This window comes from Pseudomonas sp. LFM046, assembly GCF_000949385.2.
Taxonomy (GTDB): Bacteria; Pseudomonadota; Gammaproteobacteria; order Pseudomonadales; family Pseudomonadaceae; genus Metapseudomonas.
Window position 1 is genome coordinate 1,064,462 of the sequence record NZ_JYKO02000001.1, and the last position, 15,652, is coordinate 1,080,113.

Below are 15,652 nucleotides of genomic sequence, written 5' to 3' on the forward strand. Positions count from 1 at the left end.
ACCATGGCCGACCCACGCGACCGCGCCACCTCCAGCCCGCCACCGACTCTGGGCGAAGGCTGTGTCCGGCGTTACGACCCGGATGAGCTGAGCGAGGAGAACGGCACTGAGTTTCCCGGTGCGGAGGAGTTGTGGCGGAAAGTGCAGGAAGAGGAAGACAAGAAGAAGGCGCCCTAGGGCGCCTTTCCGGTTTACAGGGGGACGGCTCTTGTAGGTTGGCGCTGAGCGAAGCGAAGCCCAACACGCGGAGTTGATGCCAGGATCGTTGGGCCTCGCAGGCTCGGCGCCAACCTACGGTCTTGCCTTGCAGTTTCGTAGGTGTGATAGCCAGTTTCGTAGGGTGGATAACGCTCTTCTTATCCACCAGCGGCGCCCGGCCGAACGACGATTGGTGGACCGAAAAAGCGTGGTCCACCCTACGTGAAAGCCGTCCCTTCTCCCGGTGTCAGATACGGAAGCTCCCCACCAGCTGCTGCAGTCGCACCGCCTGCTGATCCAGGTCGGCGCAGGCGCGCAGGGTGGCCTGCAGGTTCTCCACGCCTTCCTGGTTGAGGGTGTTGATCTCGGTGATGTCCATGTTCAGCGAGTCGACCACGGCGGTCTGTTCCTCGGTGGCGGTGGCCACCGACTGGTTCATGCCGTCGATCTCGCCGATGCGCTGGGTCACGCTGCCCAGGCGCTGGCCGGCCTGGTTGGCGATCTCCACGCTCTGCTCGCTGTAGCGCTGGCTCTCGGTCATGGTGGTGACCGCCTCGCGGGCGCCGACCTGCAGCTCCTCGATCATCTGCTGGATTTCCTGCGCCGATTCCTGGGTGCGGTGGGCCAGGTTGCGCACCTCGTCGGCGACCACGGCGAAGCCACGGCCGGCTTCCCCGGCGCGGGCGGCCTCGATGGCGGCGTTCAGGGCGAGCAGGTTGGTCTGCTCGGAGATGCCCTTGATCACCTCGAGGATCTGGCCGATGTTCACCGTCTTGCTGTTCAGCGTCTCGATGTTGCCGCAGGAGGCACGGATCTTCCCGGACAGCTCGTTCATCGCCTGGATGGTGCGCTCCACCACCTGGCGGCCGTCCTCGGCGAGGGTGCGCGCGGAGGAGGCCTGGTGCGAGGCATCGGCGGCGTTGCGGGCGATTTCCTGGGCGGCGGCGCCCAGTTCGTTTATCGCGGCGGCGACGCTGTTGGTGCGATTGGCCTGCTCGTCGGAATTGCTCATCGACGAGTTGGAGGCATTCAGCACCAGCTTGGCCACCTGGTTGACCTGGGCGGTGGCCGAGGACACTTCGCGGATCGAGCCGTGGATGCGCTCGACGAAGCGGTTGAAGGCGCCGGCCAGCTCGCCGAACTCGTCCTGGGCGTGGATCACCAGGCGGCGGGTCAGGTCGCCTTCGCCCTGGGCGATGTCCTGCATGGCGCGGCCCATGGTGTGCAGCGGTTGCATCAGCACGCGGATCAGCATGCCCAGCAGCATGATGATGAGCACCACGGCGATCAGGGTGGCGACGATGGCCGAGGCGCGGAACTCGCTGAGCATGCCGTAGGCCTTGCCCTTGTCGATCGACAGGCCGAGGTACCAGTTGACCGAGGGCAGGCCCTTGATCGGGGTGAAGGTGATGATGTGGGTGGCACCATCGAACTCCACTTCGCTGAAGTCGCTGCCGATGGCCGGCGTGTTCTGCGGGAACACGTCACGCAGGGTCTTCATCACCAGGTCCTTGTTCGGGTGCACCAGGATCTTGCCGTCGGCGCTGACCAGGAAGGCGTGACCTGTGCCGCGGAAGTCCAGGGCGTTGATGATCTTCACCAGGGTATCCAGGCCCAGATCGCCGCCCGCCACACCGAGGGACTGCACCGGCGTGGCAATGGTCATGGTCAGCTTGCCGGTGGACGCGTCCACGTAAGGCTCGGTCAGGGTCGTGCCACCGGCGCTCTTCGCGGCCTGGTACCAGGGGCGGGTGCGCGGGTCGTAGCCATCGGGCATGGGGTCGTCAGGACGCATGGTGAAGTGCCCCTCCTGAGTCCCGAAGTAGGTGAAGACGAAGGTGGAGGCCAGTGCCCGCTGTTGCAGCAGGGTTGGCACCGCGTCAGGCGAAGGGTTGGCGGCCAGGGATTCGGCCACGCTTTCCACCAGCAGGATCCGGCCCGAAAGCCAGTTCTGGATATTGCTGGCGGTGATATCGCCCATTTCATGCAGATAGTTTTCCAGGTCGTCTCGGAGCGCATTCCTTTGCAAGTAATCGTTGTACAGGGTGAACAGCGAGAAAGCTGCGATTACCACCAGGGAGGCGGCAAGCAGAATCTTGTGGCTGAACCTGAGGTTTTTGATCATGTTTGCTTGCGTCCGGTTGGGTCAGGCACCAGTCTTCTGGCACACGAGTGCTGAAAAAACTGAGTAGAAACGTCGGTTTATGTATCGGCTGGACCCTGTGAAAGCTTTAATCCGAGGAGGGCAAAATGCCCGATCAACGTTCCGTGATTCTTGGTGCTGACCAAGAGGGCAATGCTGTTTCCCAGGCCATGAAACTGGCCAACCGCCACGGCCTGATCGCCGGTGCCACCGGTACCGGCAAAACCGTGACCCTGCAGCGCCTGGCCGAAGTGTTCAGTGATGCCGGCGTGGCGGTGTTCGCCGCGGACATCAAGGGTGATCTCTGCGGCCTGGGCGCCGCCGGCAATCCCCAGGGCAAAGTGGCCGAACGCATTGCCTCCATGCCATGGCTGGGCCACCAGCCCCGCGCCTATCCGGTCACCCTGTGGGATGTCGCCGGCCAGTCCGGTCATCCGTTGCGCACCACCCTGAGCGAAATGGGCCCGCTGCTCCTGGGCAACCTGCTGGAGCTGACGGACAGCCAGCAGGCCGCGCTCTACGCCGCGTTCCAGGTGGCTGACCGCGAGGGCCTGCTGCTGCTCGATCTCAAGGACCTCAAGGCCCTGCTCAACCACCTCAAGGATCACCCGGAGCTGCTGGGCGAGGATCGCGCCCTGTTCGCCGGCGCATCCGCCCAGGCCCTGCTGCGGCGCCTGGCCACCCTGGAACAGCAAGGCGCCGAAGCGCTGTTCGGCGAGCCAGCCCTGCAACTGGAGGACATCCTCCAGCCCGATCGCGATGGTCGCGGGCGCATCCATCTGCTGGACGCCAGTCGCCTGGTGCACGAGGCGCCCAAGGTCTACGCCACCTTCTTGCTGTGGCTGCTGGCGGAACTGTTCGAACAGCTCCCCGAACGCGGCGACGCCGACAAGCCGGTGCTGGCGCTGTTCTTCGACGAGGCCCACCTGCTGTTCAGCGATACCCCGAAGGCCCTGCAGGAGCGCCTGGAGCAGGTGGTCCGGCTGATCCGCTCCAAGGGCGTCGGCGTCTACTTCGTCACCCAGTCCCCCAGCGACCTGCCGGACGACGTGCTGGCCCAGCTCGGCCTGCGCATCCAGCACGGCCTGCGGGCCTTCACTGCCAAGGAACAGAAAGCCCTGCGCGCGGTGGCCGACGGTTTCCGCCCCAACCCGGCCTTCGACACCCTGTCGGTACTCACCGAACTGGGAATCGGTGAAGCCTTGGTGGGCACCCTGGAAGAGAAGGGCACCCCGGCTGTGGTCCAGCGGGTTGCCATCGCCCCGCCGCAGTCGCGCATCGGTCCGCTGAACGAAAGCGAACGGGTCGCGCTGGTGCGGAACTCGCCCCAGGCCGGCCGCTACGACAAAGCCATCGACCGTGAGTCGGCTTATGAAATGCTCACTGCCCGCGCGGCCCAGGCTCCCGCCGAGACGCCTGAGCCGAGCGGTGGCAAGGCGTCGAGTGGGCCCGGCATGGGCGACCTGGCCGGTGAACTGCTCGGCAGCCTGGCCAGCCAGGTCATGAAGACGGCGGTACGCCAGGCGGCGAACCAGATCGGCCGGCAATTGGTGCGTGGGCTGATGGGCTCGCTGCTGGGCGGTAGCAAGCGTCGCTGAGGAGAATCAGGCCCTGTAGGGTCCAGAACGAAAAAGGGCGCCAGAAGGCGCCCTTTTTCATGCTCGTCCAAATCAGACGATAAAGGTGATGGCCAGCCAGAACAGGCCGGCGGAAAGCGCCATCGAGGTGGGTAGGGTGAGCACCCAGGCCATCAGGATGTTGCGCACGGTGCCGCCTTGCAGGCCGCTCTTGTTGGCGACCATGGTGCCGGCGACGCCGGAGGACAGTACGTGAGTGGTCGAGACCGGCAGGCTGTAGATGTTGGCCAGGCCGATGGCACAGGCAGCGGTGATCTGCGCGCTCATGCCCTGTGCGTAGGTCATGCCGTGCTTGCCGATCTTCTCGCCGACGGTGCGCACCACGCGCTTCCAACCCACCATGGTGCCGATGCCTAGTGCCAGGGCGACGGCCAGGATCACCCAGAAGGGCGCGTATTCGGTGGTGGCGGTCAGGTCCTTGCGCAGCTTCTCCAGGTCGGCCTTCTCGCGGGCCGGCAGCTCGGAGAGCTTGCCTACCTTCTTCGCGGTGTCGTCCAGGCAGAGCAGGTAGCGGCGGACCTCGATGCGGGCTTCGTCGCTCAGGTCGTTGTAGCTGGCGATACCGTTGAGGTCGCGGAGCAGGGCGGCGATGGTCGGCTCGGTCTGCTTGGGATCGCAACGGTAGAGCTTGGGCATGTCGCTGCCGTTGCTCTTGCCCAGGGCCAGCATCTCACCGAGGGTATCGGAGTGGCGCTGGTAGAACTGGCTGAGGTGGATCGCGGCGTCGCGGGTACGCTCGATCTGGTAGGTGGTGCTGTTGAGGTCCATCACGAACTTGGCCGGGACGATGCCGATCAGCACCAGCATGATCAGGCCGACGCCTTTCTGGCCGTCGTTGGAGCCGTGCACGAAGCTCACCGCCATGGCGGAAAGCACCAGCACCAGACGGTTCCAGAAGGGCGGATGCTTCTTCTCATCCAGCTCCTTACGGGTTTCCGGCGTCTTGTGCATCTTCGACAGCGGGTACAGCCACTTCAGGCTCAGCAGCACCAGGGCGGCAACCATGAAGCCTGCCGCCGGGGAGAAGATCAGCGACAGGCCGATATCGATGGCCTTGCCCCAGTTCACGCCTTCGGACAGCGGAATTTCGGTGAGCAGGGCGTTTGCCAGGCCGACGCCCAGGATCGAACCGATCAGGGTGTGGGAGCTGGAGGCCGGGATACCGAAGTACCAGGTGCCCAGGTTCCAGGCGATCGCTGCGGTGAGCAGGCTGAACACCATGGCCAGGCCGTGGCCGGTATTGACGTTGATCAGCAGCTCCACCGGCAGCAGGTGGACGATGGCATAGGCCACGCCAACGCCGCCCAGCAGCACACCGAGGAAGTTGAAGACCCCCGAAAGGAACACCGCCCGGTAGGGCGACATCGCCTTGGTGTAGATGACGGTGGCCACCGCGTTGGCGGTGTCATGGAAGCCGTTGATGAATTCGAAAGTCAGGACGAATGCCAGGGCGAGACAGAGGCTCAGCACCAGCCAGGCATCAAGCCCACTGAAGAGATCGAACATGAAGGTTTAGTGACTGGGTCGGAAAGGGGCCGCGATTATGCCAGAAAACCGGTCGCCGCCCAGACCCGGATGCCGAGCGGCTTCTGGTGACCCACGACTTAGTTGTCGCAAATCAATTCGAGCGGTTACCCGGCTGGCGGGTGCGACAATCTGTCAGGGGTCCTGCCGGAGTTCCTTCTCGATCTTCTCGATTTCTCTTTCGAAGCTCTTGTCCAGTAGGCTGGGTTTCTTGCGCCAGGGTTTTCGCTCAGGGTCCCTTTGCGCGGCATAGGTTGTAATTTCGCCGCCGTATACGTCCTTGTAACGTTGCGCCTGGCGCTCGAGCTCGGCGCGCAGTTCGTCTTTCGTCACGTTGTTCTTTCCGTCTCTTTGATCAATGGTCTTGAAGTGGAATGGGCAGTCTAGAGGCCTTGGCCCCCATGGCGTCGCTTACCCGGTCCAAGCCGTTGGCGCGGCTTTTTGTAGGACAAAGTTCAGTTGTCGCAATTAAACGGTACTTTCCCACGCACATCGGAAAGACCCTGCGACTATTCAGGGGTTCAAAGCAAACGTCACTTCGTACCCACCGAGAACATTGCAAATTATAACAAGCAAACGGGAAAGCTCCATTAATGGAGCCCCCCTGGAATGTGAAGAATTTCTATCGTTCGGCAGTCAGAGGTTTCCGGTGAGAGACCGGATAATTCTGCCGAGAGTTTCCATCGCTTGTTCGCTGGAATTGCTCCAGGGATGACCAAAGTTCAGCCGAGCGCAATGGCCGAAACGCCGTGTTGCGGAAAAAATCGGCCCCGGCGCGATACTGATGCCCTGGGCCAGGGCGAGCTGGAACAGGCGTAGCGAGTCCACCTGCTCAGGGAATTCCAGCCAGAGGAAGTAGCCGCCGTCCGGTTGGCTGACCCGGGTTTCTTCGGGGAAGTGCCGGGCCACCGCCGCCAGCATGGCGTTGCGCTGGCTTTCCAGGGCATAGCGCAGCTTGCGCAGGTGGCGGTCGTAGCCGCCGTGTTGCAGGTAGTCGGCGATGGCCGCCTGGGCCGGCACCGAGGCGGAGATGCTGGTCATCAGCTTCAGCCGCTCGATCTGGCTGGCGAAGCGTCCGCCGGCCACCCAGCCGACCCGGTAACCCGGTGCCAGGCTCTTGGAGAAGGAACTGCAGTGCATCACCAGGCCTTCCGTGTCGAAGGCCTTCACCGGTTTGGGCGCGTGCTGGCCGAAGTACAGCTCGGCGTAGACGTCGTCCTCGATCATCGGCACCTGGTGCTTGGCCAGCAGCGCCGCCAACTGACGCTTCTTGCCTTCGGAGAGACTGGCTCCCAGCGGGTTCTGGAAGTTGCTCATGAACCAGCAGGCCTTGATCGGCAGGCGTTCCAGGCTGTCTTCCAGCACTTGCAGGTCAATGCCGTCGCGGGGATGCACGGGGATTTCCACCGCCTTCAGCTTCAGGCGCTCCAGCACCTGCAGGCTGGCATAAAAGGCTGGCGCCTCGATGGCCACGAGGTCCCCGGGGCGGGCCACCACCTGCAGGCAGAGGTTCAGGGCTTCCAGCGCGCCATTGCAGATCACCAGCTCCTCGATGGGCAGCGGCAGGCCTCCGACCATGTAGCGCAGGGCGATCTGCCGGCGCAGGGCGTGGTTGCCCGGCGTCATGTCGGCCACCGTGGAGCGCGGGTCCATCTCCCGCACCGCGTGGGCCATGGAGCGAGCCAGGCGGGGCAGGGGAAAGAGTTCCGGGCTGGGGAACGCCGAGCCGAAGGGCACGGTGTCCGGGTCCTTGATGGAGCTCAGTACCGAGAACACCAGCTCGCTGACATCCACTTCCGTGGTCGCCGCTTCCCGGGGCCCGGGTTGGGGTTCCGGCAGCGGCCGGCGCACGTGCTCGCAGACGAAATAGCCGGAGCGCGCTCGGGCCATGATCAGCCCGCGGCTTTCCAGCAGGTAGTAGGCCTGGAACACGGTGGACGCGCTCACCCCGTAGGTGCGGCTGGCGTGGCGCACCGAGGGCACCTTCTGACCCGGCGCCAGGACTCCGGTGCGGATCAGCTCGGCGATCTCGTCGGCGAATTTCTCGTAGCGCTTCATCTTTTCCTGAGTGGGCAGCAGCAGGGCGGTGCCCAACTCTAAGCGCTCGGCGCGTGCGCCGCCATGATCCCGGGCCATGGGTCAACGCCTCGGGCTGACGAAGGTGCTGCCGGCGCTGGCTTCGGTGGCCGGGTCATCCAGGCTGCGTACCACGAAGCGCAGGGGCCGCGAGCCGGCCGGGCCGCCGTCGTCGGTCAGGGCCACCGAGACCGGCAGCGAGAGGATCTCACCGGCGCCGATGCTCACCTGGTGCTCACCCTGCAGGCGGAACCCCGCGGTGTCGGCCAGTTCGACGACATAGCGCTGGGCGCGCTGGGTCTTGTTGATCAACTTGAGGTTGTAGATGTTCTCGATCTCGCCGGCGGCGTTCTCGCGGAACATGCCACGGTCCTTGATCACATCCACCGACAACTGCGGGCGAGTGGCGCCCATCCAGCCCAGGGCAACGATCATCAGCACCAGGGCGGTGGCGTAGCCGATCAGGCGCGGCCGCAGCAGCCGGGTCCGGCCACCTTCCAGGGCGCGCTCCGAGCTGTAGCCGACCAGGCCTCGGGCGTAGCCCATGCGGTCCATGATCGAATCGCAGGCGTCGATGCAGGCGGCGCAGCCGATGCAGGCGATCTGCAGGCCATCGCGGATGTCGATGCCGGTGGGGCAGACCTGGACGCACATCTGGCAGTCGATGCAGTCCCCCAGCCCCTGGGCTTTCGGGTCGCTGTCTTTCTTGCGCGGGCCACGGGATTCGCCGCGGGCGGCGTCGTAGGAGACGATCAGGGTGTCCTTGTCGAACATCACGCTCTGGAAGCGGGCGTACGGGCACATGTGGATGCACACCTGCTCGCGCATCCAGCCCGCATTTATATAAGTGGCGGCGGTGAAGAAGATCACCCAGAACAGCGCGGTGCCGCCGATCTCCCAGGTGAACAGGTTGGCCACCAATTCCCGGACCGGGGTGAAGTAGCCGACGAAGGTGATCGCAGTGGCCAGACTGATGGCCAGCCACAGCCCGTGCTTGACCCCACGGCGGAGCAGCTTGCCGGCGCTCCAGGGCGCGGCGGCCAGCTTGATGCGCTGGTTGCGGTCACCCTCGGTGACCTGCTCGCACCACATGAAGATCCAGGTCCAGACGCTCTGCGGACAGGTGTAGCCGCACCAGACGCGGCCGGCGAACACCGTGATGAAGAACAGGCCGAAGGCGCAGATGATCAGCAGCCCCGACAGCAGGATGAAGTCCTGCGGCCAGAAGGTAGCGCCGAAGATGTAGAACTTGCTCTGTTCCAGGCTCCAGAGCACCGCCTGGCGACCGTCCCAGTCGAGCCAGAGGGTGCCGAAGAACAACAGGCACAGGAGGCCCGCACCGACGCGGCGCAGGTCGCGGTAGAAGCCGGTGAAGCGGCGGGTGTGGACAGGTCCGTTGGTGGCGGAAAGGGGTTTGCTGGCTATGGGCGGCAGGCTCGGGGTGACCTCGATGACCTGCGCCGGGATTCTCTCGCTCATGATCAGTGCCCATCAGGCTGTTACGGCGAGGCGGACTATAGGAAGGCACTGATGGGCAAAACAGATTCAGATCAGCCGGCAAAAACCATATCAGATGGCATCGAGCAGGCCGCCAGGCCGCAAGGCGCGTGGATTGGGCACGTGGCTGCCGAATCCGTGGCAGCTGTGCGGCATCCGGTCGCGGGCCGTTGGGCGGCTCGGCACCGGTCAGTCGCGGGAGGTCCGCGCGATCAGGGCAGCATCGAGCCGATGGATGCAACCGGCATGACGCAGGTGGGGTAAGCAGGAGGGCAGTACTGGGTGGCGGCCAGGGACGGCGGCAGCGGGCGCATCAGTACGGCAGCGTAGGCAGCACCGAAGGCGCAGATGATGAGGGCAACGCACAACTTTCTTTTTGTTTTCATGGTCAATCCTCTGCACAGGAGGGACATGTTGTTATGGGGCAAGACTAGGAACCGCTGCGACACACCGCCTCGTCCGAATGGACTAGATGCCGGGGTGAACTGCTGAGCGCCATGAACAGCGCGGCAATGGCCCGTGCTTCCTGCAGCTCTCCCGAGGCCACAAGGGCCGGAAGCTGCGACAACGACACCTGCAGGACTTCCAGGGGCTCCGGCTCATCACCCTCGGCGGTACAGGGCTGCAGGTCCTCGGCCAGCACCACGCGGCAGCTGTGGCACAGGTGGCCGGGGGCAAGGGTCAGCAGGCCCAATTCCCGCAGGCGGTTGGCACGCAGGCCAACCTCTTCCATCAATTCGCGATTGGCGGCCTGTTCCGGGCTCTCGTCGCCGTCGACGCCGCCCTTGGGCAGGCCCAGGACCCGTTGCTCGACCCCCACCGCATACTCGCGTACCAGCAGGACATGGTCGGGATCGGGCTTGGCCACCACGATCACCGACTGGTAGCCGGTGCCGCGCAGGCGCTCGTAGACCCGCTGCTGGCCATTGCTGAATTCCAGGTGCAGGGCTTCGATCTGGAACCAGTCGCTTTCGGCCAGCAGTTCGGTCTTCAGAATGGTGGGCAGGCTGCGCATGGCTCGGCTCCCGTGGCGGACCCTTCAGAGGGTCGCGCGCATCGGGGGCGGGGACATCGTCTGGATGGACTAGCGCAATGGCGGTTCGGACAGGCGCCCCTCACCCGTGTGCGAGGGAGGGGCGGGAAGGGGCTCAGCCCAGCGTCGCGACGCTGCGCAGGATCAGCCGGACCAGCATGGTCTGCCGCGTCACGCCGGTCTTGGAGAAGGTGGAGCGCAGGTGCGCCCGCGCGGTATTGCGGCTGATGCCCAGGGCATCGGAGGCCTCGTCCAGGGTCAGGCCGTTGGCCAGGAGCATCGCCAGCTGCGCTTCGGCCGGGGTCAGGTCGAACAGCGCCTTGACGATTTCCTGCGGGGCGCTGGATTCCTGCTCCGGATCGCTGATGAAAATGGCCACCGAAGGGCACTGTTTGCCCTCGTTCCAGGTGGTGGGCGGAATGGAGCGCACGATGATGCCGAGGTCGGCGCGGCCGGACGGGCGCTGCACGCGCATGGCCTCCACCACCGACGGGTGGTTGCTTTTCTGCGACAGCAGGGCCTGCTTCACCAACTGGCGGAACACCTGGCTGTCGCGCGGCGTGCCCACCTGCAGGGTGTCGTTGACCACCTTGATGCCGTCCTTTTCCTCCAGCAGGCGTTCGGCCAGGCGGTTCTTCTGCAGCAGCTTGCCATCCTGGTCGAGGATGATGGTGCCCACCGCCAACTGGTCCACGGCGCCGGCATAGAGGTTGCGCTCGCTTTCCACCCGGTTCAGGTGCATGTGCAACTGCACCGCCTGCTCCAGGTGCGGCAGGAACAGGTTCAGCAGGTCCTTGTCGGCCTGGGAGAAGGCCGGGTCCTGCTTGCCCCGGGAAATGCGGATACGGCACTGGGCGCCGTCGCTGGTGTTGATGTCGGCGCCGAGGATGTGGAACACGTCCACCGGTTCCATGAAGTTCTTGTAGAACTCCGAGTTCAGCCAGTCGCCGTCCGTGACGAACTCCGCCAGGGTGATCACCTGCCGGTTCGGCAGGCCGACGAAGGGGTCCAGATTGTAGAAATGCTGGTTGTAGGAATCCGTGACTTCAGCCGAGGCGCCGTCGGTGTTGATGGTCAGCCCTTCGACGTGCTGGCTCGGCGGCCGCAGGATGAAGGTGGCATAGCGGGACGCAAGGCAATGCTTGAGCTGATCGAGGAACGTGGTCCAGGGAATGTTTTCCAGCGGCCCCTTGTAGAGGTCGCGGAGCATCCCGCTGAATTCGTCGAGCGTGAGAACGTGTGCCATGTCTGAAAGCTTTCTTATTTTTATGACTTAGGAAGATTCTTACAGAGTCTTCAGTCTTTTTTTCAAGGCCAATCGTCTTCCGTCGATCGGTTGACGATTGGCAAGGGGCCGGCTTACGCCGGCTCTTTCACATCCAGGACAACAAAGGTGCGGGGCTCGCTGGCGGCGGCGTTCAGTTCAGCGATGTCGGTGTAGAACTGGTCGTACCACTTGCGCAGCTGGTAGACCGGGCCGTCGCCATCGCAGAGCAGCGGGTTGTCCACGCGGGTCTTGGTGTGCCAGATGGCCACGTCCTCGTAGAACGCATCCTGGGCCTGCTTCACGTAGGCCTTCGCCATCTCGCGGTTCTGCTCGTCGGTCAGCCCCGGCACCTTCTTCACCAGCACGCCGTAGCGCAGGGTGAAGCTGTCGAGGTCGATGGGCACGTGGCAGTTGAGCAGGACCGAGTGGATTTCCACGCCGTCCATCGCACCGGTCATTTCGGTGATCTGGTAGGCCGGGCCGAAGTAGGTGGCCACTGTGGTCAGCTGGCTGTCACCGGAGAGCCGCGCGCTGCCGCCGCGCATGTACTGGATGGCCGTATGGCCTTCGAAACGGTTGCTGAAGTGGGTCAGCTCAGTGCCGTGTACCGAGTCGAAGTGCGCCATATCGGCGACGTTGTCGATCAGCTCGCGGCAGTTTGTGTCGATTTTCATCTCCGCAACTGCCCACTCGGCCCACTCCTCGCTGAAGCAGGCATCGATGCGCGGGATGGCCTGTTCGGCGATGGGCGGATTGCCTTCCGGGTCGTTCCAGACGAACAGCAGGTTGTTCTGCTCCATCACCGGCCAGGACTTGATCTTCGCGCGCGGCGGAATGCGCTTGGCGTAGGGGATGTCGTCGCACACGCCGTCGCCACGCCAGCGCCAGTCATGGAAGGGGCAGCGCACGGCGTCGCCTTCGACGCAGCCTTCGCTGAGGTCGGCGCCCATGTGCGGGCAATAGCCATCGAGGATGCGGATCTGCCCGTCCTCTCCGGCGAAGGCCACCAGGCGGGTGCCGAAGGCGTCCAGGCGGTGGGGTTTGCCATCGCGATACTGGCTGGCCAGGCCCAGGCAGTGCCAACCTCGGGCGAAGCGCGGCTCCAGTTGCTTGGCTTCGATTCGGTGCAGGGTACTCATCTTCTTGTTCTCCCATCAGGCTCGTCGGGGGCTGCAGGCGGCTCGGACGAACCATTGCAGCTAATGCGCTGATCGGATTCTGCGGTGCCAGCATTTCCCGGCATCGTCTGATCGGACGATGGCCGGCTCCACCCTGGCCGATTAACTCTCCGCCAGAACAAGAATCGGAGCGGTGCCCCTGATCGGCATTCGCGGCGAGACCACGCTCGCCGCCGGGCAGGTCAGTCCTGTATTGCAGGACCTGGCAGCGCTCCGCCTGCCCCTCCCTGGTGGATTCCCGGGCATAACCCTTCACCTGAGCGAACGGAGAAACCGGATGCGCGCAGTAGCTATCGATCGACTCGGTGGGTCCGAGGTCCTGCAAGTGGTTCAACTGGAAAAACCGCGTCCCGGTCCCAGAGAAGTCCTGGTGCGGGTCGCCTGCGCCGGGGTCAATCCGGCGGACTGGAAATGCCGCGAGGGCTACCTGGGCGGCTTCCTCGAATACCGTTTCCCCTTCGTCCTGGGCTTCGACCTTGCTGGCACCGTGGAAGCGGTGGGCGAGGGCGTGGACGGCCTCCTGCCAGGCACCCGTGTCTTCGCCCAGAGCGATGTGGGCGCGGGCAAGTGGGGCTCCTACGCGGAGTTCGCATGCGTGTCCCGCGAGTCGGTGGTGGTGATGCCCGACAACCTCGATTTCGCCGCGGCTGCCGCCGTACCGACGCCGGCCCTGGCCGCCTGGGCCGGGTTGTTCGATGAGGGCGGCCTGCGCCCGGGCATGAAGGTGCTGATCCACGGCGGCGGCAGTGCGGTGGGTGGTTTCGCCATCCAGTTCGCCCGCTGCGCAGGGGCACGCATCGTGGCCACCTGCAGTGCCGATAACGCTGAGCGGGCCCGCAGCCTGGGCGCCGAATCTGCCTTCGATTACCGCACCGCCGACATCGGCAACGAGGTACGTCGATGGGCGCCGGAAGGGGTGGACCTGGTGCTGGACTGCATCGGCGGCGGCAGCCTCCCCGATGGGCTGGAACTGCTGCGCCATGGAGGCATCCTGGTCTCGATCCTCACCCTGGCGCCCGGTGACGCGGGGCCCGACCACGAAGCCGCTGCGCGCCGTGGCCTGCGCACCGCCGTGGCCTACAGCCGCATGCCCAGTGGCGAGCCCCTCGGGCGCATCGCGGCCTTGCTTGCCGCCGGTCGCGTGCGGCCACCCCATTTCGACCTGCTGCCCCTGGCCGAGGTGGCCGTTGCCCACGACCGGCTGCAGCACGGTCAAGTGCGCCGCAAGCAGGTTCTGCAAGTGGCCGAATGACGGGTTCCGGCCTCGTCCGAGCGGACGATGGCCGGCCTGTGCGGAAAGGCTCTACTGGCTCCAACAGAACAAAAACAGGAGGCCGTGATGGTCATTGAACAAGGCCAGGTGGCCGTGATTACCGGCGCTGCCGGCGGCATCGGCCGCGGGCTGGCGGAAGAGGCGGGGGCCCGTGGCCTGCGCCTGGTGCTGAGCGATGTGGATGGGCAGCGCCTGGCTGCCCTGGTCGACGAGCTGCAAGGGCGTGGCGTGGAAGTCGCCAGCCTGGCGGCCGACGTCGGTGACCCGCAGCAGGTGGACGCCCTGCGCGACCTCGCGGTGCAGCGCTTCGGCGGTGTCGACCTGGTGTTCAACAACGCCGGCGTGATCCAGACCGGCTTCAGCTGGGAGATCGCCGCCGACCGCTGGCAGCGCCTGCTGGATATCAACCTGGGTGGCGTGATCAACGGCATCCGCAGCTTCGTGCCCCTGCTGCTGGGCCAGCAGCGTCCGGCCCAGGTGGTCAATACCGCGTCCCTCGCCGGACTGGTCTGCAGCCCCATGCTCGGTCCCTACACCGTCAGCAAGCAGGCGGTGGTCGCCCTCTCCGAAACCCTCCACTACGAGCTGGCGGCGATCCAGTCCCAGGTCCGTGTGGCCGTGCTCTGCCCGGGGCCGGTGGCCAGCGACATCATGGCCTCCAATAGCGTCGTCGGCGCCGCCACGCAGCAGCTGGACAGCCTGCTGGACAGCAGCATTCGCCAGGGCATGGCCCCGCGCGAACTGGCCTGCGAGGTCTTCGCCGGCATCGCCGAAGAACGCTTCTGGCTGCTGCCCCACAAGAACTTCAAGCCGGCGCTGGAGCGGCGCCTCAACAGCATCCTCGACGAGACCAACCCGGTCTTCCAGATGGCCGAAGCCTAAGGACCGCCACCATGTCCCTCGACCCCCAGATCGCCGCCGTGCTGCAGCAGTTCAGCGGCATGCCGCAGCCGGACTACAGCCAGCTCGACCCCGCGCAATACCGCCAGTTCAGCGACAACCTGATGCCACCCATACCCGGCGAGCGCCTGTTCGAGGTGCGTAACCTCAAGGTGGCCGGCGCCGAGGGCGACCTGGACGCGCGCCTTTACCGCCCCGAAGACAGCAACAACCTGCCGCTGCTGGTGTTCTTCCACGGCGGCGGCTTCGTCATCGGCAATATCGATACCCACGACAATCTCTGCCGCAGCCTGGCCCGCCTGACCGGCGCCGTGGTGGTCTCGGTGGCCTACCGGCTGGCGCCGGAGCATCGTTTCCCGGCGGCACCCCACGACTGCTACCGCGCCCTCTGCGACCTGGTGGAGCGCGCCCGTGACCTGGGCTTCGATGCCAGCCGCCTGGCCGTGGCCGGCGACAGCGCCGGAGCCAACCTGGCGATCGCGGTAAGCCGCCTGACGCTGATTCGCAAGGGGCCGCGCGTTGCCTATCAGTGCCTGTTCTACCCGGCCACTGATGCGCGCTGCGACAGCGCTTCCCATGAAGCATTCGCCGAGGGTTACTTCCTCACCCGCGAACAGATGCGCTGGTTCTGGAACCAGTACCTGCCGCGTCCGGAACAGGCGGACGACGCCCTGGCGTCGCCCCTGCGTGCCGAAGACCTGGCCGGGCTGCCCCCGACCACCGTCATCAGCGCCGAATACGACCCGTTGCGGGACGAGGGCGAGGCGTTCGCGCAGCGCCTCCAGCTGGCCGGCGTGCCGACCCGCCTGATGCGCTGCGACGGCATGATCCACGGCTTCATCAGCATGGCGGCGTTCGTCGCCAAGGCCCAGGCCGTCCTCGAAACCGCCGCCGCCGACCTGCGTCAAGCGCTGAACTGAAAGGAG

General features: G+C 65.3%; 14 protein-coding genes. 5 read left to right on the top strand and 9 right to left on the bottom strand.

Going from position 1 to position 15,652, the window contains the following annotated elements; translation table 11 throughout:
* The first annotated feature begins 3 nt into the window (after nt 1-3).
* Entirely contained in the window at nt 4-177 is a 174-nt protein-coding gene (locus TQ98_RS27865) for a hypothetical protein (protein ID WP_177410155.1), read from the top strand.
* A 268-nt stretch (nt 178-445) separates the two neighbouring features.
* Here the strand turns inward: TQ98_RS27865 and TQ98_RS05030 are convergent, their stop codons facing one another.
* Nucleotides 446-2,323, bottom strand: coding sequence for a methyl-accepting chemotaxis protein (locus TQ98_RS05030; RefSeq protein ID WP_103102885.1), 1,878 nt, complete (start codon nt 2,321-2,323; stop codon nt 446-448).
* Between the two features lie 125 nt (nt 2,324-2,448).
* On the opposite strand from TQ98_RS05030, the gene TQ98_RS05035 reads away from it, so the two are divergent.
* Nucleotides 2,449-3,939 (top strand): helicase HerA-like domain-containing protein, encoded by a 1,491-nt coding sequence (locus TQ98_RS05035; protein WP_044871872.1) that lies wholly within the window; start codon nt 2,449-2,451, stop codon nt 3,937-3,939.
* A gap of 72 nt (nt 3,940-4,011) precedes the next feature.
* Here TQ98_RS05035 and TQ98_RS05040 read toward each other — a convergent pair whose 3' ends face one another.
* From TQ98_RS05040 to TQ98_RS05070, 8 genes are all read right to left on the bottom strand, one after another.
* Nucleotides 4,012-5,484: an inorganic phosphate transporter gene (locus tag TQ98_RS05040; RefSeq protein ID WP_044871871.1), complete on the bottom strand. Its 1,473-nt coding sequence runs from the start codon at nt 5,482-5,484 to the stop codon at nt 4,012-4,014.
* 153 nt (nt 5,485-5,637) lie between these two features.
* Nucleotides 5,638-5,835 carry a hypothetical protein gene (locus tag TQ98_RS05045; RefSeq protein WP_044871870.1) on the bottom strand — a complete coding sequence of 66 codons (198 nt, stop codon included), beginning with the start codon at nt 5,833-5,835 and terminating at the stop codon, nt 5,638-5,640.
* Between the two features lie 303 nt (nt 5,836-6,138).
* Nucleotides 6,139-7,560 (bottom strand): GntR family transcriptional regulator MpaR, encoded by a 1,422-nt coding sequence (gene mapR, locus TQ98_RS05050; RefSeq protein WP_103103123.1) that lies wholly within the window; start codon nt 7,558-7,560, stop codon nt 6,139-6,141.
* Between the two features lie 81 nt (nt 7,561-7,641).
* Nucleotides 7,642-9,057 carry a cytochrome c oxidase accessory protein CcoG gene (gene ccoG, locus TQ98_RS05055; protein WP_044871869.1) on the bottom strand — a complete coding sequence of 472 codons (1,416 nt, stop codon included), beginning with the start codon at nt 9,055-9,057 and terminating at the stop codon, nt 7,642-7,644.
* Nucleotides 9,058-9,287: 230 nt separating this feature from the next.
* Nucleotides 9,288-9,461, bottom strand: coding sequence for a hypothetical protein (locus tag TQ98_RS27735; protein ID WP_158249346.1), 174 nt, complete (start codon nt 9,459-9,461; stop codon nt 9,288-9,290).
* 44 nt (nt 9,462-9,505) lie between these two features.
* Complete coding sequence (nudE, locus tag TQ98_RS05060; RefSeq protein ID WP_044871868.1) at nt 9,506-10,090, bottom strand: ADP compounds hydrolase NudE; 585 nt, start codon at nt 10,088-10,090, stop codon at nt 9,506-9,508.
* 133 nt (nt 10,091-10,223) lie between these two features.
* Complete coding sequence (locus TQ98_RS05065) at nt 10,224-11,354, bottom strand: LuxR C-terminal-related transcriptional regulator (protein ID WP_044871867.1); 1,131 nt, start codon at nt 11,352-11,354, stop codon at nt 10,224-10,226.
* 113 nt (nt 11,355-11,467) lie between these two features.
* Nucleotides 11,468-12,514: a Rieske 2Fe-2S domain-containing protein gene (locus TQ98_RS05070; protein WP_044871866.1), complete on the bottom strand. Its 1,047-nt coding sequence runs from the start codon at nt 12,512-12,514 to the stop codon at nt 11,468-11,470.
* Nucleotides 12,515-12,830: 316 nt separating this feature from the next.
* On the opposite strand from TQ98_RS05070, the gene TQ98_RS05075 reads away from it, so the two are divergent.
* From TQ98_RS05075 to TQ98_RS05085, 3 genes are all read left to right on the top strand, one after another.
* Nucleotides 12,831-13,805 (top strand): NADP-dependent oxidoreductase, encoded by a 975-nt coding sequence (locus TQ98_RS05075; protein WP_044871865.1) that lies wholly within the window; start codon nt 12,831-12,833, stop codon nt 13,803-13,805.
* Nucleotides 13,806-13,892: 87 nt separating this feature from the next.
* A complete protein-coding gene (locus TQ98_RS05080; protein WP_044871864.1) occupies nt 13,893-14,708 on the top strand; it encodes an SDR family NAD(P)-dependent oxidoreductase in 816 nt (271 codons plus the stop codon).
* A gap of 11 nt (nt 14,709-14,719) precedes the next feature.
* On the top strand, nt 14,720-15,646 hold the full coding sequence (locus TQ98_RS05085) for an alpha/beta hydrolase (protein WP_044871863.1): 927 nt from the start codon (nt 14,720-14,722) through the stop codon (nt 15,644-15,646).
* Nucleotides 15,647-15,652: the final 6 nt, after the last annotated feature.